The 24,357-nt window shown below is 68.0% G+C and carries 25 protein-coding genes; 13 read left to right on the top strand and 12 right to left on the bottom strand.

The genetic code is table 11. From position 1 onward, the window contains the following. Positions 1-3: 3 nt before the first annotated feature. Together WG923_RS11680 and WG923_RS11675 are read left to right on the top strand one after the other, a co-directional pair. Positions 4-1,032: a MucB/RseB C-terminal domain-containing protein gene (locus WG923_RS11680; protein WP_340351136.1), complete on the top strand. Its 1,029-nt coding sequence runs from the start codon at positions 4-6 to the stop codon at positions 1,030-1,032. Positions 1,033-1,181: 149 nt separating this feature from the next. Then, positions 1,182-2,714 carry a DegQ family serine endoprotease gene (locus tag WG923_RS11675; RefSeq protein WP_340351135.1) on the top strand — a complete coding sequence of 511 codons (1,533 nt, stop codon included), beginning with the start codon at positions 1,182-1,184 and terminating at the stop codon, positions 2,712-2,714. A 127-nt stretch (positions 2,715-2,841) separates the two neighbouring features. Here WG923_RS11675 and WG923_RS11670 read toward each other — a convergent pair whose 3' ends face one another. Then, positions 2,842-3,213, bottom strand: a complete 372-nt coding sequence (locus tag WG923_RS11670) for a hypothetical protein (protein WP_340351134.1) — start codon at positions 3,211-3,213, stop codon at positions 2,842-2,844. A 20-nt stretch (positions 3,214-3,233) separates the two neighbouring features. On the opposite strand from WG923_RS11670, the gene lepA reads away from it, so the two are divergent. Genes lepA through nagZ form a run of 10 tightly spaced genes read left to right on the top strand, consistent with a single transcriptional unit; the run spans position 3,234 to position 11,572 of the window. After that, a complete protein-coding gene (gene lepA / locus WG923_RS11665) occupies positions 3,234-5,042 on the top strand; it encodes a translation elongation factor 4 (protein WP_340351133.1) in 1,809 nt (602 codons plus the stop codon). A 16-nt stretch (positions 5,043-5,058) separates the two neighbouring features. Further along, on the top strand, positions 5,059-6,024 hold the full coding sequence (gene lepB / locus WG923_RS11660) for a signal peptidase I (RefSeq protein WP_340351330.1): 966 nt from the start codon (positions 5,059-5,061) through the stop codon (positions 6,022-6,024). 21 nt (positions 6,025-6,045) lie between these two features. Next, positions 6,046-6,402 (top strand): DUF4845 domain-containing protein, encoded by a 357-nt coding sequence (locus WG923_RS11655; protein WP_340351132.1) that lies wholly within the window; start codon positions 6,046-6,048, stop codon positions 6,400-6,402. 10 nt (positions 6,403-6,412) lie between these two features. Continuing rightward, entirely contained in the window at positions 6,413-7,096 is a 684-nt protein-coding gene (gene rnc / locus WG923_RS11650) for a ribonuclease III (protein WP_340351131.1), read from the top strand. Further along, positions 7,093-8,064, top strand: coding sequence for a GTPase Era (gene era, locus WG923_RS11645; protein WP_340351130.1), 972 nt, complete (start codon positions 7,093-7,095; stop codon positions 8,062-8,064). The genes rnc and era overlap by 4 nt, the downstream gene beginning before the upstream one ends. Before the next feature lie 27 nt (positions 8,065-8,091). After that, positions 8,092-8,583: a Crp/Fnr family transcriptional regulator gene (locus WG923_RS11640; RefSeq protein WP_340351129.1), complete on the top strand. Its 492-nt coding sequence runs from the start codon at positions 8,092-8,094 to the stop codon at positions 8,581-8,583. After that, positions 8,583-9,326 (top strand): DNA repair protein RecO, encoded by a 744-nt coding sequence (gene recO / locus WG923_RS11635; protein WP_340351128.1) that lies wholly within the window; start codon positions 8,583-8,585, stop codon positions 9,324-9,326. Before WG923_RS11640 ends, recO begins: the two co-directional genes overlap by 1 nt. After that, positions 9,323-10,087 (top strand): pyridoxine 5'-phosphate synthase, encoded by a 765-nt coding sequence (locus tag WG923_RS11630; RefSeq protein ID WP_340351127.1) that lies wholly within the window; start codon positions 9,323-9,325, stop codon positions 10,085-10,087. Before recO ends, WG923_RS11630 begins: the two co-directional genes overlap by 4 nt. Next, positions 10,084-10,491, top strand: coding sequence for a holo-ACP synthase (gene acpS, locus WG923_RS11625; RefSeq protein WP_340351126.1), 408 nt, complete (start codon positions 10,084-10,086; stop codon positions 10,489-10,491). Before WG923_RS11630 ends, acpS begins: the two co-directional genes overlap by 4 nt. After that, a complete protein-coding gene (gene nagZ / locus WG923_RS11620; protein WP_340351125.1) occupies positions 10,484-11,572 on the top strand; it encodes a beta-N-acetylhexosaminidase in 1,089 nt (362 codons plus the stop codon). Before acpS ends, nagZ begins: the two co-directional genes overlap by 8 nt. An 88-nt stretch (positions 11,573-11,660) precedes the next feature. Here the strand turns inward: nagZ and WG923_RS11615 are convergent, their stop codons facing one another. Genes WG923_RS11615 through WG923_RS11605 form a run of 3 tightly spaced genes read right to left on the bottom strand, consistent with a single transcriptional unit; the run spans position 11,661 to position 15,029 of the window. Then, a complete protein-coding gene (locus WG923_RS11615; protein WP_340351124.1) occupies positions 11,661-12,005 on the bottom strand; it encodes a hypothetical protein in 345 nt (114 codons plus the stop codon). Positions 12,006-12,058: 53 nt separating this feature from the next. After that, positions 12,059-14,140, bottom strand: a complete 2,082-nt coding sequence (locus WG923_RS11610) for a hypothetical protein (protein WP_340351123.1) — start codon at positions 14,138-14,140, stop codon at positions 12,059-12,061. Between the two features lie 7 nt (positions 14,141-14,147). Further along, on the bottom strand, positions 14,148-15,029 hold the full coding sequence (locus WG923_RS11605; RefSeq protein ID WP_340351122.1) for a hypothetical protein: 882 nt from the start codon (positions 15,027-15,029) through the stop codon (positions 14,148-14,150). A gap of 313 nt (positions 15,030-15,342) precedes the next feature. Between WG923_RS11605 and WG923_RS11600 the strand changes: the two genes are divergently transcribed. After that, complete coding sequence (locus tag WG923_RS11600; RefSeq protein WP_340351121.1) at positions 15,343-15,645, top strand: hypothetical protein; 303 nt, start codon at positions 15,343-15,345, stop codon at positions 15,643-15,645. Positions 15,646-15,663: 18 nt separating this feature from the next. Here WG923_RS11600 and WG923_RS11595 read toward each other — a convergent pair whose 3' ends face one another. The 8 genes from WG923_RS11595 to WG923_RS11560 all read right to left on the bottom strand — a co-directional run bounded on the left by WG923_RS11595 (position 15,664) and on the right by WG923_RS11560 (position 24,340). Next, positions 15,664-16,110: a hypothetical protein gene (locus WG923_RS11595; RefSeq protein WP_340351120.1), complete on the bottom strand. Its 447-nt coding sequence runs from the start codon at positions 16,108-16,110 to the stop codon at positions 15,664-15,666. A 203-nt stretch (positions 16,111-16,313) separates the two neighbouring features. Then, on the bottom strand, positions 16,314-17,576 hold the full coding sequence (locus WG923_RS11590) for an Hsp70 family protein (RefSeq protein WP_340351119.1): 1,263 nt from the start codon (positions 17,574-17,576) through the stop codon (positions 16,314-16,316). Next, positions 17,576-19,099 (bottom strand): lysine--tRNA ligase, encoded by a 1,524-nt coding sequence (gene lysS / locus WG923_RS11585; protein WP_340351118.1) that lies wholly within the window; start codon positions 19,097-19,099, stop codon positions 17,576-17,578. The genes WG923_RS11590 and lysS overlap by 1 nt, the downstream gene beginning before the upstream one ends. Positions 19,100-19,176: 77 nt before the next feature. Then, positions 19,177-19,737 carry a sugar transferase gene (locus WG923_RS11580; RefSeq protein WP_340351329.1) on the bottom strand — a complete coding sequence of 187 codons (561 nt, stop codon included), beginning with the start codon at positions 19,735-19,737 and terminating at the stop codon, positions 19,177-19,179. After that, on the bottom strand, positions 19,737-20,690 hold the full coding sequence (locus WG923_RS11575) for an NAD-dependent epimerase/dehydratase family protein (protein WP_340351117.1): 954 nt from the start codon (positions 20,688-20,690) through the stop codon (positions 19,737-19,739). Before WG923_RS11575 ends, WG923_RS11580 begins: the two co-directional genes overlap by 1 nt. After that, positions 20,690-21,445 (bottom strand): glycosyltransferase family 2 protein, encoded by a 756-nt coding sequence (locus WG923_RS11570; RefSeq protein WP_340351116.1) that lies wholly within the window; start codon positions 21,443-21,445, stop codon positions 20,690-20,692. The genes WG923_RS11575 and WG923_RS11570 overlap by 1 nt, the downstream gene beginning before the upstream one ends. Continuing rightward, positions 21,442-22,764, bottom strand: a complete 1,323-nt coding sequence (locus WG923_RS11565; RefSeq protein ID WP_340351115.1) for a lipopolysaccharide biosynthesis protein — start codon at positions 22,762-22,764, stop codon at positions 21,442-21,444. Before WG923_RS11565 ends, WG923_RS11570 begins: the two co-directional genes overlap by 4 nt. Next, complete coding sequence (locus WG923_RS11560; RefSeq protein WP_340351114.1) at positions 22,751-24,340, bottom strand: hypothetical protein; 1,590 nt, start codon at positions 24,338-24,340, stop codon at positions 22,751-22,753. The genes WG923_RS11565 and WG923_RS11560 overlap by 14 nt, the downstream gene beginning before the upstream one ends. Positions 24,341-24,357 lie beyond the last annotated feature (17 nt).

Raw genomic sequence — 24,357 nt, 5'->3', positions numbered from 1 at the left:
AGGATGACCCGCGACGCACCCGCCCTCGTCCGCCGGCGCCTGGCGCGTGGCGCGCTGGCACTCGCTTCCGGCGCCTTCACGCTGATCGTCTCGCAGGCGCTGGCCGGGCCGGCGCTGCCCGATCCGCGCCCGTCCGATCGCCACGAGCGCAGCGTCACCGAATGGCTCTCCCGCATGCAGGAGGCCTCGCTCCAGCGCAGCTACGTGGGCACCTTCGTCGTGTCGTCCAGCAATGGCGCGATGGCGAGCGCCCGCATCTGGCACGCCTGCGACGGCCAGCGCCAGGTCGAGCGCATCGACAGCCTTTCCGGCGAAAAGCGTTCCACCTTCCGCCGCGACGACGAAGTCCTGACCTTCCTGCCCGAATCCCGCACGGTGCGCAGCGAGCGGCGCGAGGCGCTGGGCCTGTTCCCCGAGCTGGCAAAGGCGGACGACAGCGCAATCCCCGAGTTCTATACGGCGCGGCGCGTCGGCAGCGACCGCGTGGCCGGCTTCGACGCCGACATCGTGCAGGTGCTGCCCAGGGACGGCCTGCGCTTCGGCTACCGGATCTGGAGCGAGAAGAAGAGCGGGCTGGTCATCAAGCTGCAGACGCTGGACGACCAGGGCCACGTGCTGGAGCAGGCCGCGTTCTCCGAACTGCAGCTCGATGCCCCCGTGCGCATGGACCGGCTGTCCCACATGATGATCGTGCCCGAGGGCTGGCGCGTCGAGAAGACGGACGCCGTCAAGACCACTGCCGCGGCCGAAGGCTGGACGCTGCGCCAGCAGGTGGCGGGCTTCAAGTCCCTGAACTGCTACAAGCGCCGCGCCGAAGGCGTGCTGCAGTGGATCTTCTCCGACGGGCTGGCGTCGGTCTCGCTGTTCGTCGAGGACTTCGACCGCGAGCGCCACCTGCGCGAAGGCGTGTTCGCCAGCGGCGCCACCCACACGCTCACCCGCCGGGTGCAGGAATGGTGGGTCACCGCGGTCGGCGAGGTCCCGCCGGCCACGCTGAAGGCCTTCTCGCTCAGCCTTGAGCGGCGCAAATAGGCCCCCATCTGGGGCCGGCACCCGTCCACCGTTCGGCGGCGTAACCGGTGCGTAAAGAGCACTTTCGTCTTTGGCTGACGCGGAAACTTTTCGCGCCGGCGTATTCTCAGCTATTGGTCTTGTCTGGCTGCCCTTTGGAGAGGTCCCCTATGTCCCGCACGGATTGGAAGAACAACTTGCGCGGCTGCGGACTGGCGATGGCCCTGGCCTTCGCCGGCGTGGCTGCGTTCACTCCCGCGTCGCCGGCGCTGGCGCAGTCGGCGCCGCAGCCCCGCACCGGCCTGCCCGATTTCACCGAGCTGGTCGACCAGGTCGGCCCCGCGGTGGTCAACATCCGCACGCTGGAGCGCGCGCGCTCCGGGGCCCGTCCGGGGGCCGGCGGCAACGGCGAGATGGACGAGGAGATGCAGGAGTTCTTCCGCCGCTTCTTCGGCGTTCCCATGCCCAATGCCCCGCGCGGGCAGCGGCCCACCCCGCCGCGCGGCGGCGGCAACGGCGGCGGCGGCGACGAGGAGCAGCCGCGCGGCGTCGGCTCCGGCTTCATCCTCACGCAGGACGGCTACGTGATGACCAACGCGCACGTGGTCGAAGGCGCCGACGAAGTGATCGTCACCCTGCCGGACAAGCGCGAGTTCAAGGCGAAGCCCATCGGCGCTGACAAGCGCACCGACGTCGCCCTGGTGAAGATCGAGGCGACGGGCCTGCCCGCCGTGCGGGTGGGCGACGTGAGCAAGCTCAAGGTCGGCGAATGGGTGATGGCGATCGGCTCCCCCTTCGGGCTGGAGAACACCGTCACCGCCGGCATCGTCAGCGCCAAGGGCCGCGACACCGGCGACTACCTGCCCTTCATCCAGACCGACGTGGCGATCAACCCCGGCAACTCCGGCGGCCCGCTGATCAACATGCGCGGCGAGGTGATCGGCATCAACAGCCAGATCTACTCGCGCTCGGGCGGCTTCATGGGCATCTCCTTCGCCATCCCGATCGACGAGGCCAGCCGCGTCGCCGAGCAGCTGCGCGTGTCGGGCCGCGTGCAGCGCGGGCGCATCGGCGTGCAGATCGACCAGGTCACGCGCGACGTCGCCGAATCCATCGGCCTCGGCCGCCCGCAGGGCGCGCTGGTGCGCAGCGTGGAAAGCGGCTCGCCGGCGGACAAGGCGGGCATCGAGGCCGGCGACATCATCACCAGGTTCAACGGCACGGCGATCGAACGCGCCTCCGACCTGCCGCGCATGGTGGGCAACACCAAGCCGGGCAGCAAGGTGAACATGTCCGTCTTCCGCCGCGGCGGCTCGCGCGACCTGCAGATCACGGTGGCCGAGTTCGAGCAGGAAGCCACCGCGCGTGCGGGCGGCAGCAAGCCCTCGGCGCCCGAGATGAAGCCGCAGGTCTCGCCCGCGCAGCAGCAGATCGGCATCGTGGTCACGGAGCTGACGCCAGCGCAGAAGAAGGAGTCCAAGGTGAAGGGCGGCGTGCGCGTCGAATCCGTCGCCGAAGGCGCGGCGGCGCGCGCCGGCGTGCGCGAGGGCGACATCATCACGGCCATCGGCAACACCGAGATCAACAGCGTGAAGGACTTCGAGGCCGCGGTCGCGAAGTTGGACAAGAGCAAGCCGATCCCGCTGCTGCTGCGGCGCGGCGAGCTCGCCAGCTACCTCGTGATCCGCCCCCCGCGGGGCTGATCCCGCACGGGTTCGCCAGGCAAGCAAAGCCCCAAGCCCCCGCTCGGGTTTGGGGCTTTTTCGTGGCCGGGTGGCCCAAAAAAGACAGGGCTCGCAGCCCCTCTGCTCGGCCGTAAAACGCGGATTTCTAGTTTGCGCTTGCTAACTTGACCTGCTGCCTAAGAACCGGATTCGGTAGAATCGACGGCGACAGCGCCCAACCGGTCATATCGGACCGCCGGTCCACCACCATGCGAGATGCCCGGCAGGCATTCACCGCCGATCCACATCTAGCCCACATGTTGTCCTCGCGAATGCCCACCGGAATTGTGGAGAAGCTGTGAACAACATTCCAGTTGCAGGCCTGCAACGGCCGAGTCGGGGTGACCTGCCGGCTGTACGCCCGGCCCGTTTTGCCTACAATGAAGTTCCAACTATCGCAGTTGCCATAGATTGTTGGTTCAGGGCGCGTCACCTTCATGACGCGCCCTTTTTTCTTGTGCGCGCCCTTGCGAATCAATCACTTGTACGTTCCCGTTGATGAACCACATCAGAAACTTCTCGATCATCGCGCACATCGATCACGGCAAATCGACACTCGCTGACCGACTCATTCAGCGTTGCGGCGGCCTCTCCGATCGCGAGATGGAAGAGCAAGTGCTCGACTCGATGGATCTCGAAAAGGAGCGTGGGATAACCATCAAGGCGCAGACCGCTGCGCTCTCGTACAAGGCGCGCGACGGACAGGTCTACAACCTCAATCTGATCGACACGCCGGGCCACGTCGACTTCTCGTACGAGGTCAGTCGCTCGCTGTCCGCATGCGAGGGCGCGCTGCTGGTGGTGGATGCGAGCCAGGGCGTGGAAGCGCAGACCGTGGCGAACTGCTACACCGCGCTCGATCTCGGTGTGGAGGTGGTGCCGGTCCTGAACAAGATGGACCTGCCGCAGGCGGACCCCGAGCGCGCGAAGGAGGAAGTCGAGGACGTGATCGGCATCGACGCGAGCCGTGCGATCCCGTGCTCCGCCAAGACGGGCATGGGCATCGACGACATCCTCGAGGCGATCGTCGAGCGCATCCCGGCGCCGCGCGGCAACCCCGACGCGCCCACCCGCGCCATGATCATCGACAGCTGGTTCGACACCTACGTCGGCGTCGTGATGCTCGTGCGCGTGGTCGACGGCCGGATCGCCAAGGGCGACCGCATCAAGCTGATGGCGACCGACTCCCAGTACGACGCCGACCAGCTCGGCGTGTTCACCCCCAGCAACGTCTCGCGCGAGGCGCTGGAGGCGGGCGAGGTGGGTTACCTGATCTGCGGCATCAAGGAACTGCAGGCCGCCAAGGTGGGCGACACCGTGACGCGCACCCGCGCGGGCAACACCAACGTGGCACCCGCCGCCGAGCCGCTGCCCGGCTTCAAGGAGATCCAGCCGCAGGTGTTCGCGGGCCTGTACCCGGTGGAGGCGAACCAGTACGACTCGCTGCGCGACAGCCTCGAGAAGCTCAAGCTGAACGACTCCTCGCTGCACTACGAGCCGGAAGTGAGCCAGGCCCTGGGCTTCGGCTTCCGCTGCGGCTTCCTGGGCCTGCTGCACATGGACATCGTGCAGGAGCGCCTGGAGCGCGAGTTCGACCAGGACCTGATCACCACGGCCCCCAGCGTCGTCTACCAGGTGGTGAAGAACGACGGCGAGGTGGTCATGGTCGAGAACCCGGCCAAGATGCCGGAGCAGGGCAAGATCCAGGAGATCCGCGAGCCGATCGTGACCGTGCACCTGTACATGCCGCAGGAGTACGTCGGCTCGGTGATGACGCTGGCCAACCAGAAGCGCGGCGTGCAGATCAACATGGCCTACCACGGCCGCCAGGTGATGCTGACGTACGAGCTGCCGCTGGGCGAGATCGTGCTGGACTTCTTCGACAAGCTCAAGTCCGTCAGCCGCGGCTACGCCTCCATGGACTACGTGTTCAAGGAATACCGCGCCTCGGACGTCGTGAAAGTCGACATCCTGCTGAACGGCGACAAGGTCGACGCCCTGTCGATCATCGTCCACCGCTCGCAGTCGCAATACCGCGGCCGCGCCGTGGTGGCCAAGATGCGTGAGATCATCAGCCGCCAGATGTTCGACGTGGCGATCCAGGCGGCGATCGGCGCCAACGTGATCGCCCGCGAGACGGTCAAGGCGCTGCGCAAGAACGTGCTGGCAAAATGCTACGGTGGGGACATCACCCGCAAGCGCAAGCTGCTCGAAAAGCAGAAGGCCGGCAAGAAACGCATGAAGCAGATCGGCTCCGTGGAGGTGCCGCAGGAAGCGTTCCTCGCCATCCTCCAGGTCGAAGAATAAAACTCAAGAAACGATGATGCCTTTCCTGACGGCCGCGATCCTCGCGGCCTTCGTCGGCTATGCCGGCGCCTGGTACTTCGAAATGGTCGAAGGCAACTTCGCGCTCCTGCTGTTCCTGGCGACCGTGGTCACCGGGATCTACTGGGTCGCGGAGCGCCTCTGGTACCTGCCGCGGCGGCGGCGCGCCGCCGCCGAACTCGAGTCGCATGCCGACGAGCGCAACGCGCGCCTGGCCACGCAGGGCGTGGCGCCGGTGCAGGACGACGTCTCCGAGGCGAAGCACCGGATCCTGGCGCAGCCCTGGTGGCTGGACTGGACGGCCGGCCTGTTCCCGGTGATCCTGGCCGTGTTCGTGCTGCGCTCGTTCCTGTTCGAGCCGTTCAAGATCCCGTCCGGCTCGATGATCCCCACGCTGCTGGTGGGCGACCTCATCCTGGTCAACAAGTTCACCTACGGGCTGCGCCTGCCGGTGGTGAACACCAAGCTCACCGCCGGCACGCCGCCCAAGCGGGGCGACGTGATGGTGTTCCGCTACCCGCCCAAGCCGACGCTGGACTACATCAAGCGCGTGGTGGGCGTGCCGGGCGACGAGGTGGCGTACCTGAACAAGAGGCTGACCATCAACGGCCGGCCGGTCGAGACGAACAAGCTGCCGGACTTCTTCGACCCCGACGCGATGCGCTACTTCAAGCAGTTCGAGGAGCGCCTCGGCGACAAGAAGCACCGCCTGCTGAACGACGACGAGCGCCCGGCGTTCGTCGCCGGCGTGGACGATTTCCAGTACAAGGAGAACTGCCGCTACAGCGTGGAAGGCGTGGTGTGCAAGGTGCCCGAGGGGCACTATTTCATGATGGGCGACAATCGCGATAATTCGCTCGACTCGCGCTACTGGGGGTTCGTCCCGGACAAGAACATCGTCGGCAAGGCGTTCCTGATCTGGATGAACTTCGCCAACCTGTCGCGCGTCGGGTCATTCGAATAGGGCATGAGTCGGAGGGGTTCCATGGCAGGCAAGTCGCGGCAGCGCGGGGTTTCGTTGTTCACGCTGATCTTCTTCCTCGCGGTGATCGGCGTCGTCGGGGCGGTGGGCATGCGCGCCTTCCCGTCCATCCTCGAATACCAGGCGGCGCTCAAGGCGATCAACCGCGCGAAGGACGAGGCCACGGTCGCCGGCGTGCGCAACGCCTTCGACCGCGCCGCGCAGGTCGACAACATCACCTCGATCACCAGCAAGGACCTGGAAATCACCAAGGACGGCGACAAGGTCGTGGTGTCCTTCGCGTACGAGAAGGAATTCCAGCTGTTCGGCCCGGCCTGGCTGACCCTCAAGTACGCGGGAACCTCCCATCCCGGGCGCTAGCGCGAAGGCCGTGACCGACCCGCTCGCGGGCCTGCAGCAGCGGCTGCAGCACCGCTTCCAGGACCCGCGCCTGCTGGCCCGGGCGCTCACCCACCGCAGTTTCTCGGCCGAGCACAACGAGCGGCTGGAATTCCTGGGCGACTCGGTCCTGAACCTTGCCGTGGCCGCGCTGCTGTACCAGCGGCTGCAGGAGCTGCCGGAGGGCGATCTCTCGCGCGTGCGCGCCAACCTGGTCAAGCAGGACACGCTGCACCGCCTGGCCGTCGGCCTGGGCCTGCCCGGGCTGATCCGGCTGGGCGAGGGCGAGGCGCGTTCCGGCGGCCACAAGAGGCCTTCCATCCTCGCCGATGCGCTGGAGGCGCTGATCGGGGCCGTGCACCTCGATGCCGGCTACCCCGCGGCCGAGGCGCTGGTGCACCGCCTGTTCGCAGAGGTGGAGATCAACCCCGGGATGTCGGCGGCCGCCAGGGACCCGAAGACGGAACTGCAGGAGGTGCTGCAGGGGCGCAAGATGAAACTGCCCGTGTACCGCGTCGTCGGCACGCTGGGCGCGGCGCACCGGCAGACCTTCGAGGTCGAGTGCGAGGTCTCGGAGCTCGGCCTTGTGGAGCGCGGCATCGGTGCGTCGCGCCGTGCCGGCGAGCAGGAAGCCGCCCAGGCGATGCTGAACGTGCTGAAATCAAGGTTGAAATGACGCAGAGCCCCCATCCCGACCTTCCCCCGGAAGGGGAAGGAGAACCCCCAGGCGAAGCCGCCGCGGCCGGCGCTGGGCAGCGTTGCGGCCTGGTCGCCATCGTGGGCAAGCCGAACGTGGGCAAGTCCACGCTGCTCAACGCGCTGGTCGGGCAGAAGATCAGCATCACCTCGCGCAAGGCGCAGACCACGCGCCACCGCATCACGGGCGTGCGCACCGAGGGGAACACGCAGTTCGTCTTCGTCGACACGCCGGGCTTCCAGACGAAGCACAGCTCGGCGCTGAACCGCTCGCTCAATCGCGCCGTCACGGGCGTGGTCGGCGACGTGGACGTGGTGCTGTTCGTGGTGGAGGCGGGCAACTTCACGCTTGGCGACGCCAAGGTGCTGGCCCTGCTCAAGCCCGGCATCCCGGCGATCCTGGTCGCCAACAAGCTGGACCTGGTGCACCGCCGCGGCGACCTCGCCCCCTGGCTGCGCGACATGCAGGCGCGCCATCCCTTCACCGAGTTCATGCCGGTGTCGGCCAAGAACGCCAAGGACGTCGAGCGGCTGCTGCAGGTGTGCGGCAAGTACCTGCCCGAGCAGCCCTGGTTCTACGCCGATGACGAGCTCACGGACAAGAGCGAGCGCTTCATGGCCGGCGAGATGATCCGCGAAAAGCTGTTCCGCCTGACCGGCGAGGAGCTGCCCTACACCTCCACGGTGGTCGTCGAGAAGTTCGAGGAAGAGCCCAGCCCGAAATTCAAGCGCATGGTGCGCATCGCCGCCACCGTGGTCGTGGAGCGCGACAGCCACAAGGCCATGGTGATCGGCGAAGGCGGGGAGAAGTTGAAGCGCATCGGCACCGAGGCGCGCCAGGAGCTGGAGACGCTGTTCGACGCGAAGGTGTTCCTGCAGCTGTTCGTGAAGGTGCGCTCGGGTTGGGCGGACGACGAGGCGCGGGTGCGCAGTTTCGGCTACGAGTGACGCCGGTGTGACCCACCCTGCGGCCGCATGAACGCGCGGATCGAACTCCTGCAGGCCATGCCCCTCTTCGGCGGAATCGCCGAGGACACGCTGACCTTCCTGCTCGGGCTGTGCACGGAGGTCTCGGTCGCAGCCGGCGAATTCTTCTTCCGCGAGGGCGACGATGCGCAGTCCATGTACGTCCTGGAGGAGGGGAGAGGCGCGGTCCTCAAGCGCTGGCAGGGCAGCCAGTACGTGCTGATGCACCTGCTGCCGGGGGATTGCTTCGGGGAGATGTCGCTCATGGACCTGCACCACCGCAGCGCCTCCGTGATCGCCGTGCAAGCGTGCCGGGCCATCGAACTGCCCGGCACGAGCCTGCTGAAGCTGTACGAGCGGGACCTGGAGCAGTTCACCCTGATCCAGATGAACATGGGGCGCGAGGTCAGCCGCCGGCTGCGCGACACCGACGAGCGACTGTTCCAGGCCAAGATGGGGGTGCCCGGGGTGCTGGCGGAATACATCGTCCGGTCCACCTGATGAAGCGCTACGCCAACGAGCCGGCCTACGTGCTCCACCGCTACGACTGGAGCGAATCCAGCCTGATCCTGGAACTGCTGACGCGCGAGCACGGCCGCATCGCCGTCGTCGCCAAGGGGGCCAAGAAGCCCAGCTCCAATTTCCGCCCCGTCCTGCTGCCCCTGCAGCCGCTGCACGTCGCCTTCGGCGGCGACGGCGAGATCCGCACGCTCAAGTCGGCGGAGTGGCAGGGCGGGCAGGTGATGCCCACCGGCGACGCCTTGCTCTCCGGCTACTACCTCAACGAATTGCTGTTGCGGCTGCTGGCCCGGGACGACCCGCATCCGCCGCTGTTCGACGTGTACGGCGCGACGGTGCGCGTGCTGGCCGGCGAGCAGCCGCAGTTGCTGCAACCCGCCCTGCGCGCCTTCGAGCTGCTGCTGCTGCGCGAGATCGGGCTGCTGCCCTCGCTCGACCTGCAGACGGCGACGCTCGCCGCGCTGGAACCGCAGGCGCGCTACGCCCTGCACGCGGAAGGCGGGCTGCTGGAGGCCGACGAGGAGGATCCGCGGGCCAGCCTGCCCGGCGCGCACTGGCTGGCGCTGCAGCAGGCCCTGGACGATCCGGCGCCCTTCGAGGCCACCCTGCGCGCCGCGGCGGCGATGGGCGAGCTCAAGCCGCAGCTGCGTGCGCTGCTGCACTACCATTGCGGCGTATCGACGCTGCGCACGCGGCAACTGATGATGGACCTGCAGGCCCTATGACTTCCCAACGGACCGCGCTGTCGGTCAACCTCAACAAGGTCGCCCTGGTGCGCAACACGCGCCACCTGGGCATCCCCAGCGTCACGCGCGCGGCCACCCTGTGCCTGCAGGCCGGCGCCCACGGCATCACGGTGCATCCGCGGCCGGACGCGCGCCACATCCGCGGCGAGGACGTGCGCGAGCTGGCCGCGCTGCTGAAGGCCTGGCCCGAGGCCGAATTCAACATCGAGGGCAACCCCTTCCACAACCTGATGGACTTCGTGCGCGAGGTGCGGCCGCACCAGTGCACCTTCGTGCCCGACGCCGAGGGCCAGTTCACCAGCGACCACGGCTGGGACCTGGAGAAGGACGGCGAGCGCGTGAAGCCGCTGATCGCCGAAGCGAAATCGCTGGGCGTGCGCGTGAGCCTGTTCATGGACGCCGAGCCGCGCAGCATTCCGCTGGCCAGGATGGTGGGCGCCGACCGGGTCGAGCTCTACACCGAGCCGTACGCGGCCGCCTGGGGGACGACGCAGCACGTCGAGCAGCTGCGGCGCTTTGCCGCCGCGGCGCAGGCCGCGCACGCCGCGGGCCTGGGCGTCAACGCCGGCCACGACCTCAATCGCGACAACCTGCCGGACTTCGTGCAGTCGCTGCCGAACCTGCTGGAAGTCTCGATCGGCCATGCCCTGATCGCCGATGCGCTGGAGCTGGGCTATGCGGCCACCGTGCGCGCCTATCTCGCCGCCTTGTCGCGGGGCAGCCGGATGCACGACCAGTGATCTACGGCATCGGCACCGACATCTGCGACGTGCGCCGCATCCGCGCCTCGCTCGACAAGCACGGCGACCGTTTCGCCCGCAGGATCCTGAGCGACGGCGAATTCGCCACCTGGAAGGCGCGCAGCGCGCGCTGGCCGGAACGTGGCGTGCGCTACCTCGCCACCCGCTTTTCCGCCAAGGAAGCCTTCAGCAAGGCCATCGGCATGGGCATGCGCATGCCCATGACCTGGCGGGCCTGCGAGGTGGGCAAGCTGGCCAGCGGCAAGCCGGTGATCGTGCTGCACGGCACGCTCAAGGCCTGGTGCGACGCGCGCGGCCTGCAGGCGCAGGTGAGCGTGACCGACGAGAGCGACTACGCCGCGAGCTTCGTGGTGATCGAACAGAAAGAGAAGAACCATGAGTGAACATGCCCCGGTGATCCTGGACGTCGCGGGCCTGGCCCTGGGCGACGACGACCGCCGCCGCCTCGCGCATCCGCTGGTGGGCGGCATGATCCTGTTCGGCCGCAACTGGGAAAGCCGCGAGCAGCTCACGAACCTGTGCGCCGAGATCAAGTCGATCCGCGAAGACCTGCTGGTCTGCGTCGACCACGAGGGTGGGCGCGTGCAGCGGTTCCGCAGCGACGGCTTCACCCACCTGCCCCCCATGCGCCGCTTCGGCGACCTGTGGTTCAAGGACGCGAAGGGCCGCGAAGGCTCGGGCGCCATGCGTGCCATGGCGGCCGCCACCGCGGCGGGGTACGTGCTCGGCGCCGAGCTGCGGGCCTGCGGTGTCGACTTCAGCTTCACACCGGTGCTGGACCTGGATTACGGCGAAAGCTCGGTGATCGGGGACCGCTCCTTCCATCGCGACCCGCGCGTCGTCACGCTGCTGGCCCGCAGCCTGATGCAGGGCCTGCTGCAGGCGGGCGTGGCCAACTGCGGCAAGCATTTCCCGGGGCATGGCTTCGTCAAGGCCGACTCGCACCTCGAGGTGCCGGTGGACACGCGCGGCCTCAAGGCGATCCTGGAGGAGGACGCGATCCCGTACGAGTGGCTCGGCGCCACGCTGACCAGCGTGATGCCGGCGCACGTGATCTACCCGAAGGTGGATTCGCTGCCGGCCGGCTTCTCGCCGAAATGGCTCAACGAGATCCTGCGCGAGAAGCTGCACTTCCAGGGCGCGATCTTCAGCGACGACCTGAGCATGGAGGGGGCGCGCAAGATCGAGGGCCACCCGGTCACCTTCACCGAAGCGGCGGTCGCGGCCTTGAGCGCGGGCTGCGACATGGTGCTGCTGTGCAACGAGTCGGTGCACAGCGACGGTGGCAAGTCGATCGACGAGATGCTCGACGGCCTGTCCGGGGCGCAGTCGCGGGGCGAATGGCGCTTCAATGAGGTGAGCGAGCAGCGCCGCCTGGCGCTGCTGCCTTGCGGTCCGTCGGTGTCGTGGGATTCGTTGATGACGGAGCCGCGGTACATGCGGGCGCTGCAGTTGCTGCCCTGAAGGTAGGTTCGGGAAGCACGTAGACCGCACTCCCGTTCTCCGTCACTCCCGCGCAGGCGGGAATCCACACGGCGGCGTCTCCCGAAGATCAGTACATCAGAACGTACGCAACGGTACACGCCGCGGCACTTGGCACCATCCTAACTTGGACAGGCCTGGCGGCCACCTGCGCCGCAAGAAGCGTGGCATAAACCGCCTTCGAATTCTGCAGGTTCATGGGAAGCATGATCCAGGGGCCATCCAGCTTACAGCCAAGTGCGGATGTGTTGCCGTCTACTTCGACGTAGGCGTTTGACGTCGCGTCCATGTAGACCCTCTTCACCAAGACCTGGTCGCAATAGCCGGCATCACCTAAAGAGCTTGAACAGGCAGCGTATGCAAGACCGGGGCTGACCAAGGCCGCTGCCAGGATCCATCGAGCATAGAACCTCATGATTCCTCCGGATCGATAGTTGGGTTGAGAAGGTATTGCTTTCCGCCTGACCGTTATCGCACGAGGAACGGGCCGTTTGACAGGGGCTGCCCGTTGACGTTCAGTTGGCCGGCGGTCTGGTTTAGGGCGCCGATCGAAGGGCATGACCCCGACGAACGCACAGAGTGCGGCTCTCCGCCCGCCGACAGTCGCACGAACCAGCCGCTGCTGCCGCTTCCCGTCAGGTGAATCGATCCGTCGATCCAGATGTCCCAGAATGCGCCGCTGCAAAGGAAGGCGCCCGTAGGGTTCGTCACCGTAATGGAAACGAGCTTCTTCGGCACGGCGTCGCCCTGCAGGCCCTGCCCCGGGCAGCTGAGCCGAAGGTTCCACAAGTCGCTCGAAGTAGCCTGCACCTGCACTCGCACGGACTGCCCTGACCGGTACTCGAAGCTGGGGCGTTGCTCTCCCGCGAACATCCCCGTGTTGACGACAACGGAGTTCGCGATGCTGATCGTGAGCGAATCCGGTATCGAGTAGTTCTCCATCGCCGTTTGCACGGTTCCGGAACCGACAAGCTGGAACGTCATGTCCAGATTCGAGTTGGTCCCCATGCTGTTGTCCAGCAGCACATCGCCTGGGCAACTGGCGACGGGGGCTGCAGGCACCGCCGCGATCGCACCGGCGACGCTGTAATAGCCTCTGCCGAGTGAATTCCCCTCCGCCCCTATGCGACCCTTGAAGACGGCAAGCAAGCGGGCGTACGACGGTGCGATCGGCACGGCCAAAGCCGCCGACACGCCACTGCCAAGGAAAAATCCCTGCTGGGAAAGCAGCGACCGCTGCCCGTCGGCTTGCTCGCCATAGAACTCGAGAATGCCCTCGAGATCTTCGCCCCCGTTGGTCAGCGTCCATTGCTTGCCGTCGCTGCTGGCGGACACCAGCGTCATGGAGCCGCGGAAAAAATGGTCGATGAGCCCCGCAGAGAACGCCACGGCCCGAGGCAGCAGGAACTTGTGCCTGTCGTTGGCGACGGCAGGGTCGTCGTCCACGTATCCGCCGCCGAGACGGAACCACAGCGACTCGATTCCCAGCAAAGCGTCCCCGAGGTACGCATTGTTGACACCGTCGACGATGCGGCCATACAGGTAATTCTGGTGCAGCCCCGGAAAGAACTTGAGTAGCAGGACTGGCATTTGGCGGAAGTACATGTCGGCGCTTCCTGGCAGCGGAAACTCGGAAGACGGGACCGGAACGCCACCTGTCGTGAGCGCGGGCGAGGTCGTCGTCGTGACGAAGTTTTCCGCGGTGAACTCCGCCATGCCGCGGCGAGAGAAGGGCGCTGAGGGCGTGCGGAAGAACTGGCGCGCGGTGCGGATCGTCCCTGGCGCCAGCGTATACGAGTGTGTCTCGAGGAAGCTGGAAAGCTGGACGTTCAACGACTGGGTGTACAGCTCGTAGAACGAACGTGACTTGGGTGGAACGACGACGGTCACGCCAAGTATGTCCGTGTGGAGGTGCGGCTCGTTGCGTACGTGCTGTGGCTGCGCCATGTCCTGGACGTGGTGCACCACATGACCCAGCGTTTGCCACATCCGGCTCTGGGCTGCGAGGCGGTCGCCGGGAAGGGGGCTCTTGAGCGCGACATAGAACGCCTCGCCTGCATCGCGGAGCGAAAACCCATGCACCTGCCCAACGTTGGGCGAGTCCGGGTCGGTGAAGACTCCGGTGTCTTCAAGGGCCCAGTCTGGAGATGCCAGGCCCTCTCGGAGGAAGGCAACCTGCAAGCCACGCCCAATCCCGTTCTGGAATTGCGGATCGAAGAAGTGATTGCGGGCGATGGCCGGGTAGAACCCGTCTTCCCAGGTCGCCCCGAAGCTCATGAGCTTGACGGCGTCGACCTGGAGTGGCGCACCGCTGCCGATCCCGGAGTAGACCAGATCGCTGGGGGAGCGCAGACCCGACGCCAGGAAGAAGCCGGCACGCTGGACCACCTTCGAGCGCGCCGCAGCCTTTTCCGTGAGCATTGCGTGCGTGCTCTCCTCATAGCCGAACGCCACGGCTGGCGCCGCCAACGCGAGTGCGAGCAGGCGCCTGGAAATGCACCAGGCGCACACCTTGGGTGCATCGAACAGGTTGAGGATATTGGAGAGCATGGATGCCTCAGATGGAATCCACGAACCACACGCCGCCCTCGCGGACGATCCGCGATCGATACAAACGGTGGCTGTCCGCGGAAATCTGCACGATGGTATTGACGACCGCCTCATCCGGCGTGACGGAGTCGAGATGCGTGTTTACGATGTCGGAGACGATGGCGGGAAGCATCGGGCCTGCTGACATGATGCGGCCGCCCAGGGCCTGGGAAGCACCGGTGCTCAGGTGCGCGATCGCAAGCTCCGCGTTGCCGGTGCGCAGCGCCTCAACGAAGCTGTTCCACGCCGCGATCGCCGAGGCGCTCGGATCGAGGTTGTAGCGGCCGTCCGGTGCGCGGACCATCACGCCGCGAACCACGGCGCCCTGGGTCACGCGGATCTCGGCCACGCCGTCGCCGTTGAGGTCACCGGGAATCAGGGAATACTGCTCAATAGGGAAGCCGACCTGGTTCGCGGTCAGGACTTCGACCGCGCTCACCGCGCCGGAATCCGCGTAGCCGACGATCAGGCTGGGGCCGGCGCCGAGGGACCGCAGCAACAGGGAACCGCACATTGCCCCCGTTGCCGCAAGCACGTTGGCGGTGTACTGGCCTTCCACGGGATTAAGAGCGAGCGCCTCGGCCTGGGAAAGGGGGCGCGGGAGGTAGCCGATCGGGGAGGATTCGAGGAGCAGCGGGGTGAAGCTGCTGGGGAGCGGAAGAAGGAGCATGTCTTCGGAATCGAGAACCACGATCTTCGGGCGACCCTGCAGCACGACATCCAACTGCCCGTCGCCGTTCGTGTCGGCATTCCAGGCATGCAAGGACGTGCCGCTCCACGGACAGGCGCCCACGTTGGAGATCGTCAGGCACACGAGCACGACAAGCAGTGCGCGCAATCGCTTTGTCATGAGAGACTCCGAGTTGGGTGACTGCGTACGCGCAGCGGGACGCCTGCGTCACGTCGACCGCTTCGACCGAGCCAGACTTTAGATGCCGCATGGGTGCGAGTCTTGTGACATCTGCACCAGTGCTCCCGGGATGCGGTGGTGCAGGCCGGCGCATGAGGCATCATGGCGCGCGGGTCCGCCTCGGGCCGTCGATGCCGACGCAAGCCGCAGGGACCGCACGCGCAATGTCCACTCTTTCTTGGAGGAAGGAATGCCACTCACGCCAGGATCCCCGCAGGGGAGCACACGGCATGCACTCGTCTTCGCATGTGCGATGGCTCTCGCCGCGCAAGTTCAAGCGGGCTGGGTCTTCTCGATGACGGTGAAGAATGTGCGATCGAGCGCTGCGACCGGAGCGGTGACCTTCGTCACGAACGAACCCGTGCAGAACCCGAACAACTGTCCGACGGCGGAGTTCTACGGCATTCTGGCAACGGACAACCCGAAGCAGGCGCTCGCCATCCTGCTCACGGCGCAAGCGACTGGTGCGAAACTGAGTTTCTACCTGCCTGACGGGGCCGGTTGCGACGGCTTCGGACGTCCCCGCGTCACTGATGTTCTCATCGGTACCCCTTGAGCGGCCGCACCGTGCGCGTCAGAAGTGGACGCGGATGAGATGCCACCCACTGCGCAACTTCATCATTTCTACCCGGCCACAAGCCACCATGCTGTCGCGCGAGTAGGAAATTGGCGCCGCGCCGATCGAGAGCGTGGTGATTGCCGGAACAAGCTCCACGCGGCCGGGCCGGCCCCTTACGACAATGGAGGCCTGCAAAGTCCCATCGGGGTCGGCGACGAAAGCCGGCAGCGGCTCCAGGAAATACATGGACGCCGTCTCCATTGGGGCTCGCTCTGCCCAAGGCTTGTTGCCAAGCGGGCGAGGGGGGGGAGCATCCCGATCGCAGGCTGACGTTTCCCAGAATGAGATCGAGTACTTCTCTCCCGGCTGCAGATGGGTAAACCGGTAGCTCACGCGCGTCTGGAATTCGTCCTCCTGCACGCCCCCAGTCGCATTTTTCGGAACAACGACTTCGAACTTCATGACACCGGAGGCTCGCTGATCGCCTGCCGGCATCAACTCCGCGCGTACCTCGTACACGTCGTCATTGAAGGCCAGGAGCGCCCAGAGTCCGCCTCCCGCCAGCACGCCAGGCGCGAGAACCCATGGAAGCCATCGAGGGACACGCATTGCAGCCAAGCTCACAGCCCGGCCATCGTACCGCGCCCCGCGCGTGGCGGTGCCGCTCAACGCGGCGCGTACGCCAACCCCGACGCGACCCCTCCGAACAAATCCCCCTCCATCACGGGCGTTCCCGCAAACCGCTCCTGCAGCAACACCTGGAACGGCCGCAACGCCGACGACCCGCCGGTGAGGTAGATCGCATCCACCTGCCCCGAAGCCAGCCCCGCGCGCTGCACGCACTCCGCGGCGCAGTCCACGACCTGCTCCAGCAGGGAAGAAAGATCCTGCGCCATCTCCGCCGGCCCGAACGACGCCGACAGACCGCCCTCTACGGTGGACAGGTCCATCGTCGCGAGTTCCCCGGACGTGGAACTGTGGATCTTCGCCTGCTCCACTTCGCTGGCCAGCAAGTGCCCCAGATGGTGTTCCAGCACCGTCATCAGGCGATCGTGCAGGCGCGTGTCGGTGTAGTTCACCCGCAGCTCGCGCACGTGCCGGATCACCTTGGGCGCGTACACGCGGTGGATCAGGTGCCAGCTGGCGAGATCGATGAAGGTGGGACTTGGCACTTCGCGGCCCGTGGGCCCGACATGGCCGAAACCGAGCAGCGGCATCACTCGCCGCAGGTTCAGCTTCTGGTCGTAGTCGGTGCCGCCGATGTGCACGCCGGTCGTTGCCAGGATGTCCTGGCGCCGGTCCGCGCGCGCGAAGCGCCCCGGCCCCAGGCGCGCCACCGTGAAGTCGGACGTGCCGCCGCCGATGTCGACGATCAGCACCGCGCCATCGCGGTCCATGCGCCGCTCGTAGTCCAGCGCCGCGGCGATCGGCTCCAGCTCGAAGGCCACCTGCGTGAAGCCCGCCTCGGCCGCGGCTTGCGCCAGCGCCTCCTGGGCCCTGGCGTCGCGCACCGCGTCGTCGTCGACGAAGTGCACCGGCCGTCCCAGCACCACGCGCTTCAGTTCGTGGCCCAGGTGCGCGGCCGCACGGGCACGCAGCTCGCGCAGGAAGCGCGTGATGATCGCGCGGAAGCTCAGCGTGCCGGTGCCGACCGCCGTCTCCTCGTCCAGCAGGCTGCTTCCCAGCAGGCTCTTGAGCGAGCGCATCAAGCGGCCCTCGACACCCGCGAGGTACAGCGCGATCGCCTCGCGCCCGAAGTAGGTCGCGTGGTCCTCTTGGTTGAAGAACACCGCCGTCGGCATGGCCGTCGTGCTGCCCTCCAGCGGCACCAGCCGGGCGAGGCCGTCCGGGCCGATGAAGGAGACGGCGGAATTCGAGGTGCCGAAATCGATGCCGACGGCGGGCTCGCTCCGCCGCGTCCGCGCCATCAGCCCTCGCGGCGCAGCGCCGGGAACAGGATCACGTCGCGGATGCTGGGGCTGTCGGTCAGCAGCATCATCAGGCGGTCGATGCCGATGCCGCAGCCGCCGGCCGGCGGCATGCCGTACTCCAGCGCGCGCACGAAGTCGTGGTCGTAGAACATGGCTTCGTCGTCGCCCGCGTCCTTGGCGCTCACCTGCGCCATGAAGCGCGCGGCCTGGTCCTCGGCGTCGTTGAGTTCCGAGAAGCCGTTGGCCATCTCGCGGCCGGTGATGTACAGCTCGAAGCGCTCGGTGACCTCGGGCCGTTCGTCGTTGGCGCGGGCCAGCGGGGAGATCTCGGTCGGGTGCTCCATGATGAAGGTCGGCTGCCACAGCTTCTCCTCCACCTTCTCCTCGAAGTACAGCACCTGCAGCGAGGCGAGCGAACGGCCGGACAGGCGCTGCTTCTCCTCGGTCATTCCGAGCTTGCGCAGCTGCTGGATCAGCCAGTCGCGGTTGCCCACGTTGTCGCCGGCATCGGTGTGCTGCACGATGGCCTCGGGGATCGTAAGGCGCGCGAACGGCTTGGCGAGGTCCACTTCCTTGCCGCTGTACGAGAGCTGCAGCGTATTCACCGCCCTGGTGGCCGCGTCGCGGATCAGCGCCTCGGTAAAGTCCATCAAGTCGCGGTAGTTCCAGTACGCCGCGTAGAACTCCATCATGGTGAACTCGGGGTTGTGCCTCACCGAGATGCCTTCGTTGCGGAAGTTGCGGTTGATCTCGAACACGCGCTCGAAACCGCCCACCAACAGGCGCTTCAGATAGAGCTCGGGCGCGATGCGCAGGTACATCTCCTGGTCCAGCGCGTTGTGGTGGGTGATGAAGGGCTTGGCGTTGGCGCCGCCGGGGATCGGGTGCAGCATCGGCGTCTCGACCTCCAGGAAACCGGCCTGGACCATGAAGTCGCGGATGGAAGACATCGCGCGGCTGCGCGCCACGAAGCGCTTGCGCGCCTCTTCGTCCATCATCAGGTCGACGTAGCGCTGGCGGTATTTCACCTCCTGGTCCGCGACGCCGTGGAACTTGTCCGGCATCGGCCGCAGGCTCTTGGTGAGCAGGCGGATGGAGGTGGCGTGCAGCGAGAGTTCGCCGGTGCGCGTCTTGAACACCTTGCCCTCGGCGCCGACGATGTCGCCGAGGTCCCAGCGCTTGAACTCGCCGTAGGCCTCCTCGCCGACCGCGTCGCGCGTGACGTAGACCTGGATGCGGCCGCCGCCGTCCTGCAGCGTGGCGAAGCTCGCCTTGCCCATCACCCGCTTGAGCATCATGCGGCCGGCCACCCGCGCGGTCGCCCCCTCGGCTTCGAGCTGTTCGGCGGGCTTGGCACCGTGGGCGGCATGCAGGGCCGCGCTCTGGTCGCCGGGCTTGAAGTCGTTCGGGAAGGCGGGGCCGCCGCCCTGACGCTGCGCGTCGCGCAGGGCCTTGAGTTTCTCGCGGCGTTCTGCGATCAGCTGGTTTTCGTCGATGGGGGTGGTGCGGTCGTCGGACATGCGGCGGGCGCGCGAAGGCGCTGCTGGAGGGGAAAACCCTCTATTTTAGTTCGGACGGGCAGGTCGGGCCGCGAAGGTCAGTGGGCCACCCCGTGCTGTCCCACGACTTTCAGCACGGTCAGCCCCAGGATGCGCAGGTCCAGCGCCAGCGAACGGTGCTCCAGGTACCAGGCGTCGAAGTCCACCTTCACCGGGATCGGCAGCTCGTCGCGCCCGTTGACCTGGGCCCAGCCGGTGATGCCCGGGCGCAGCACGTGCACGCCGCGCCGCGTGCGCAGCTCGATCAGGTCGTCCTGGTTGAACAGGGCGGGGCGGGGGCCGACCAGGCTCATGTCGCCCTTGAGCACGCTCCACAGTTGCGGCAGTTCGTCCAGGCTCGTGCGGCGCAGGAGGCTGCCGATGGGGCTGAGCCAGCGCTCGGGCGAGGTCAGCAGGTGGGTGGGGAGCACGGGCGTGTCGATGCGCATGCTGCGGAACTTGGGCATGCGGAAGATGCGGTTGTCGCGCCCCACGCGGTCGGACCAGTACAGCACCGGCCCCGGCGAAGTGAGCTTGACCGCCAGCGCGACGAGCGCGATCGGCAGCGCCAGCAGCAGGAGGGCGAGCGTGGCAACGAGGATGTCGAACAGGCGCTTGATCATGGCGAGTGCGTTGCGAGGACCGCGCGCCGCACGCCCTCCATGGCGCGCACCCTCGGCTGCCAACCGAGCAGGCGGCGGGCCTTGGAGGCATCCACCCGCAGCGAGGCGCACAGGCTGTCGGCCAGCCGCTCGCGGCGCAGGAGCTTCGCGCCGAGGCGCAGCAGCGCCGGCGGCACCGGCACCAGGCGCGCGGGGCGGCCCAGGCCCGCGGCGATGCCGCGCACCAGGTCGGGGGTCGAGAGGTCCTCGGCATCGGCCGCCAGCAGCAGCTGGTTCGCGGCGGCCGGGTGGTGGCTGCACAGGGCCAGCAGGTCGACGAGGTTGTCCAGCGCGATGAAGCTGCGCTCGTTGCGGATCGCCCCCAGCGGCAGCGGCCAGCCGCGCCGCACCAGCCGCACCAGGCGGCCGAAGTTGCCGGGCGCGTCGGCGCCGTAGACGAGGGGAGGGCGCACGATCACGTAGTCCAGCGTGCTGGCCGCGCAAGCGGCGATCACTGCCTGTTCCGCCTGCAGCTTGCTGTGGGCATAGGCTTCCACGGGTTGCGGCGGGTCTTCCTCGGTGAACGCCCGTCCTTCCGTGCGGTGGCCGTTGACGCCGATGGAGCTGAGGAACACCAGCCGCTGCGCGCCGCAGCGCTTGGCCGCGGCGACCACGCCCTGCGCCGCACGCACGCTCGCATCGAATTCCGCCGCGCTGCCGGCGCGATGGGCGAGGGCGGCGAGATGCACGATGCAGCCGGCGCCGCGCAGCGCGACGTCCAGCGCCGCCGCATCCTCGTAGCTCGCCACCGTGACCTGGCGCACCCCGGCGGGTGCTTCCCAGGCGTGCCGGGCGACGGCCGTCACGCTGCGGCCCTGCGCGTGCAGGTGGCGCACCAGCGCGCGGCCGACGAAGCCGCCCGCGCCCGTGACCGCCACGGGCGCCGCGTCGAGGCCGGGGCGCGCTGCCATCAGAACTGCCGGTACTTGCGCAGGGCGCGCAAGGCATAGCCGGTGAAGTGCCAGGCGGAAGCAATCGGCCCGAGGTGTTCCACCTGCCGGTAGGCCTTCCATACCTCCTGGGCCGAGCGCTTCTTGTTGCGCGACACCGAAGCGGGCATCACGCGGTAGCGCATCAGGTCTTCGTCCAGCCCGTGGGCGACGAAGCCGCGCTTGAGGATCTCCAGCCAGCAGGCGAAGTCGTCGTAGAAGACCGGCTTCATGCGCACTTCGCCGCACTGCGCGCGATCGAGCAGCACGGTCGACGTCGCGATGGCCGTGTTCCCCAGCAGCTGGCGGTAGGTGAGGGTGCGCGGCACGCCGATGTATTCGCCGGTGCGCGTGCCGTCGAAGCTGATGCGGCGAAACCCGGTGAAGACCAGCGCGGCGCCGTTCGCCTGCGCATGCGCGATCGAGTGTTCGAGCTTGGGCGGCAGCCACAGGTCGTCGCTGTCCAGGAAGGCGATCCAGCGTCCCTGTGCCTGCGCGAGGGCGCCGTTGCGGGCGGCGGCGGGGCCGCCGTTCTTCGCCATCGGGATGAGCCGCACGCGCGCATCGCGCGCGGCCCATTCCGCGACCACCGCGCGGGTGTCGTCGGGAGAGCAGTCGTCGGCGACCAGCATCTCCCAGTGGCCGTGGGTCTGCGCCTGCACCGAGGCGATGGTCTGCCCGATGGTTGCGGCCGCCTTGTAGGCTGGGGTGATGATGGAGACGAGGTCCTGCTTCATGGGGCGGAGGGATCCAGGGCGACGACAGCGGGCACCGGCGGCGCGGCGCGGCGGATCCAGGCGGAGGCGATCAACGCCGAAGCGTAACTGCCGGTGCCCAGGACCAGCGCGAGCCAGGCGATGGCCTGCGGGTCGACCTTCAGGCCGGAGCGCGCCGCCCATGCGAGCCATGCGCCGCAACCGACGATCGCCACCGCCAGGTGCAGGGCCAGCAGCAGGCGCTCGTGGCGCGATGCGGCGAGGAACGCCGACCAGAAGTCCGACACGCGCAGGCAGCACACCGCCAGCAGCACCGGCAGCAGCGCGGTGGAGGCCTGGTACGCGGGATACCAGCGCGCGATCGCCCAGGCTGCAGCGAAATAGACCGGCACGCTCGCCGCGGCGGCTGCGGCGAGCAGCCCCAGCGAGGTGGTTGCCGCGAGGCGGAAGGCGCTTGCCAGCCCCGCCGTGGCGAAGCGGCGTGCCACCAGGGGATAAACGGCGGCGCTGACCATGCTCTGCACGGCCTGCGCCAGCACGAGGGCCGTCCCGGCGAAGGCGTACTGCGCGAAACCGTCCACGGCCAGCAGTTCGGCGCCGATCCAGCGGTCGGCGTTCGTCAGTAGGCTCGCGACGATCGAAATGCCCAGGAACACCAGGGCCGTGTGCCATGGCGCTCGGCCCAGCCGCGCCGCGCCGGCGCGCCACAGCAGGCCCAGCGGCAGGCGGGCGCGCCGGGCGGCGCGTCGCACGATCGCGAACGACACCGCCAGCGACAGCGCCGCCTCCACCCCGAGCACCAGGTTCGGCGAGCCGGTCCATTCGGCGACGAGCCCGCTCGCCACCACGATCGCCACTGCGCGCCCGAAGTTCTGCCACGCATAGCGCAGCGGCTCGCCGGCGCTGCGGCTTTCGGTGGTGGCAACCAGGAAGGCCTGTTGCGACAGGCCATTGAGGACCGCCACCGCGAAGGCGATGCCGGACAGGCCTGCGATCGCCCGGGGCAGCAGCGCGGCGAGCATGCCGACGAGCGCGCAGCCCGTGGCGACCAGCAGGGCCTGCGCGAGCAGCAGCAGCGCCCGGCGCCGCTGCCCATGCGCGAGCTGGATCGGCATCTCCCGCTGCAGGAGCGGATAGAGACCCAGGGCGCCCAGCATGCAGAACACGGTCGCCACCACCAGGCCCATGCTGTAGCGGGCGAAACCCGGCACGTCGAGCAGGCGTGCCATGAGCAGCACGCGCAGCATCAGCAGCGCCATGCCCGCCCCGAGCACGGGCAGGTACCACAGCTGGCGGCGCATGGCAGGCGTCTTCACCGCCCCGGTCTCATCGGTCGCCAACGGGCATCTTCTCGCGGATGAAGTCCACCGGCTGCAGGAACCAGCGGCGGCGCAGGCGGTCGGAGGCAGCCGGCCCTTCCGCCGCGGGCTGGCGCAGGCTCTCCCACTCGCCGGACTGCAGCAGCGCAACGACCCGGTCCTCGCCGGCGGCATCGGGGCTCGCGCAGGCATCGTCGGCTTCGAGGCGGCCGGTGCGAAGAAGGTCCACCAGCCGATGCGGGTCGGCACCCGGCACGTACCGATAGGAGGTGGTGGAGACCGCCTTCACGTGCTGCACGTACTGCGGCAGCCGCCAGGCGACGGTGTAGAGGAAACGCAGCACGGCGCGCCGCAGGCGGTCCTGCGCGGCGGCGCGCTCCTGCGGCGGCAGGTCCACATCGAGGGACACGCCCGCCAGCGCCGAGGGCGTGGTCGCATCGGTGCGCAGGCCCGCCTCCTGGTAGTGCGACGGGCCGATTGAGATCACCTGCTTGCCCATGGCGGCCGCTTCCAGGGCCGCGCTCCCGCTGGCCAGAAGCACCGCATCGCAGTGGGCGATCAGCGACATGGTGCTGGCCTTGTCGGCGCTGCCGATGACGTGGATGCCGCGCGAACGGGCCCAAGCCGTGTAGTGCGCCTCGGGCAGGCGGCCATCGCGCTTGCCGATGCGCTCCGACCAGTTCGGATGGCAACGCAGGACGAGGTCCTCCGGCTGCAGGCCCAGATGCGCCATCACGGCGTCGAAGCCGGCCGTCGCATCGCCCCAGGGCGACTCCCAGCCCGGCATGTTCCAGATCTCGTTGAGGCTGCTGGGAAGCACGAGGATGCGGCGCTTCCCCCCTGCCACGGGCCAGCCGGTGTCCCGCGCGTCGACGTTGTAGGCGCGCCATTCGCTCGCGTTGGTGCGCGTGAGGCGGGCAGCGACGAAGGCGGCGGCCTTGCGTGCCTGTGCCTGCGACAGGGGCACGGTGCTCCAGCGCGCGATGGTCGCGTGCCAGGTCGCGAGGCCGAGGCAGTGTTCGTCGGGCAGGAGCTGGATGCCGTCGCCGAACCACGTGCGCTCGAAAGTGACGACCCGCACGCCGGCGGCACGCGCGGCCTCGAAGATGCCGCGCGTGGCGTCCATGCGGCCGTTGAACAGGCAGATCGCGTCGAGCCGCTCGCGCCGGATCCACGCTTTGGCCGCCTCGTACGCGATCGCCGCGCCTGGCGCAAGGCGGTCGCGCAACTGGGCGAATTCGGGACTGGCGTAATCCGCCGGGGATTCGAAGCGGCCCAGCGTGCTGGCGCTCGACGCCGCCCACTCGGCGCCGCGCGCGAGCGCGTCTGCATCCGGCGCAGCCACGAGGCTGCCGATCGCCGCCACGTTGCGCCCGGTGTACGAGCGCACGCCGCCGGCGCGGCACAGCAGGCATTCCATCCAGTCGGGGCGGACGTCGCGCAATTCGCGCGTGTAGCAGGACGGAAGATCGGCGTCGCAGGCCAGGAAGAACGCGGCATGCCCGGCCTGTTCGACCAGGCGCGCGAGGAACATCATGTGCTCCACGTGCGGCCGCCATGCATAGACGCTGGCGAATCCGACCCTCAGTTGTGTCATGGGAAGGATTTTCCCAT

The organism is Ramlibacter sp. AN1133, from assembly GCF_037890035.1.
GTDB lineage: Bacteria > Pseudomonadota > Gammaproteobacteria > Burkholderiales > Burkholderiaceae_C > Ramlibacter.
Note: the sequence above shows the minus strand (reverse complement) of the source record. Positions and strands in the feature narration are given on the sequence as shown.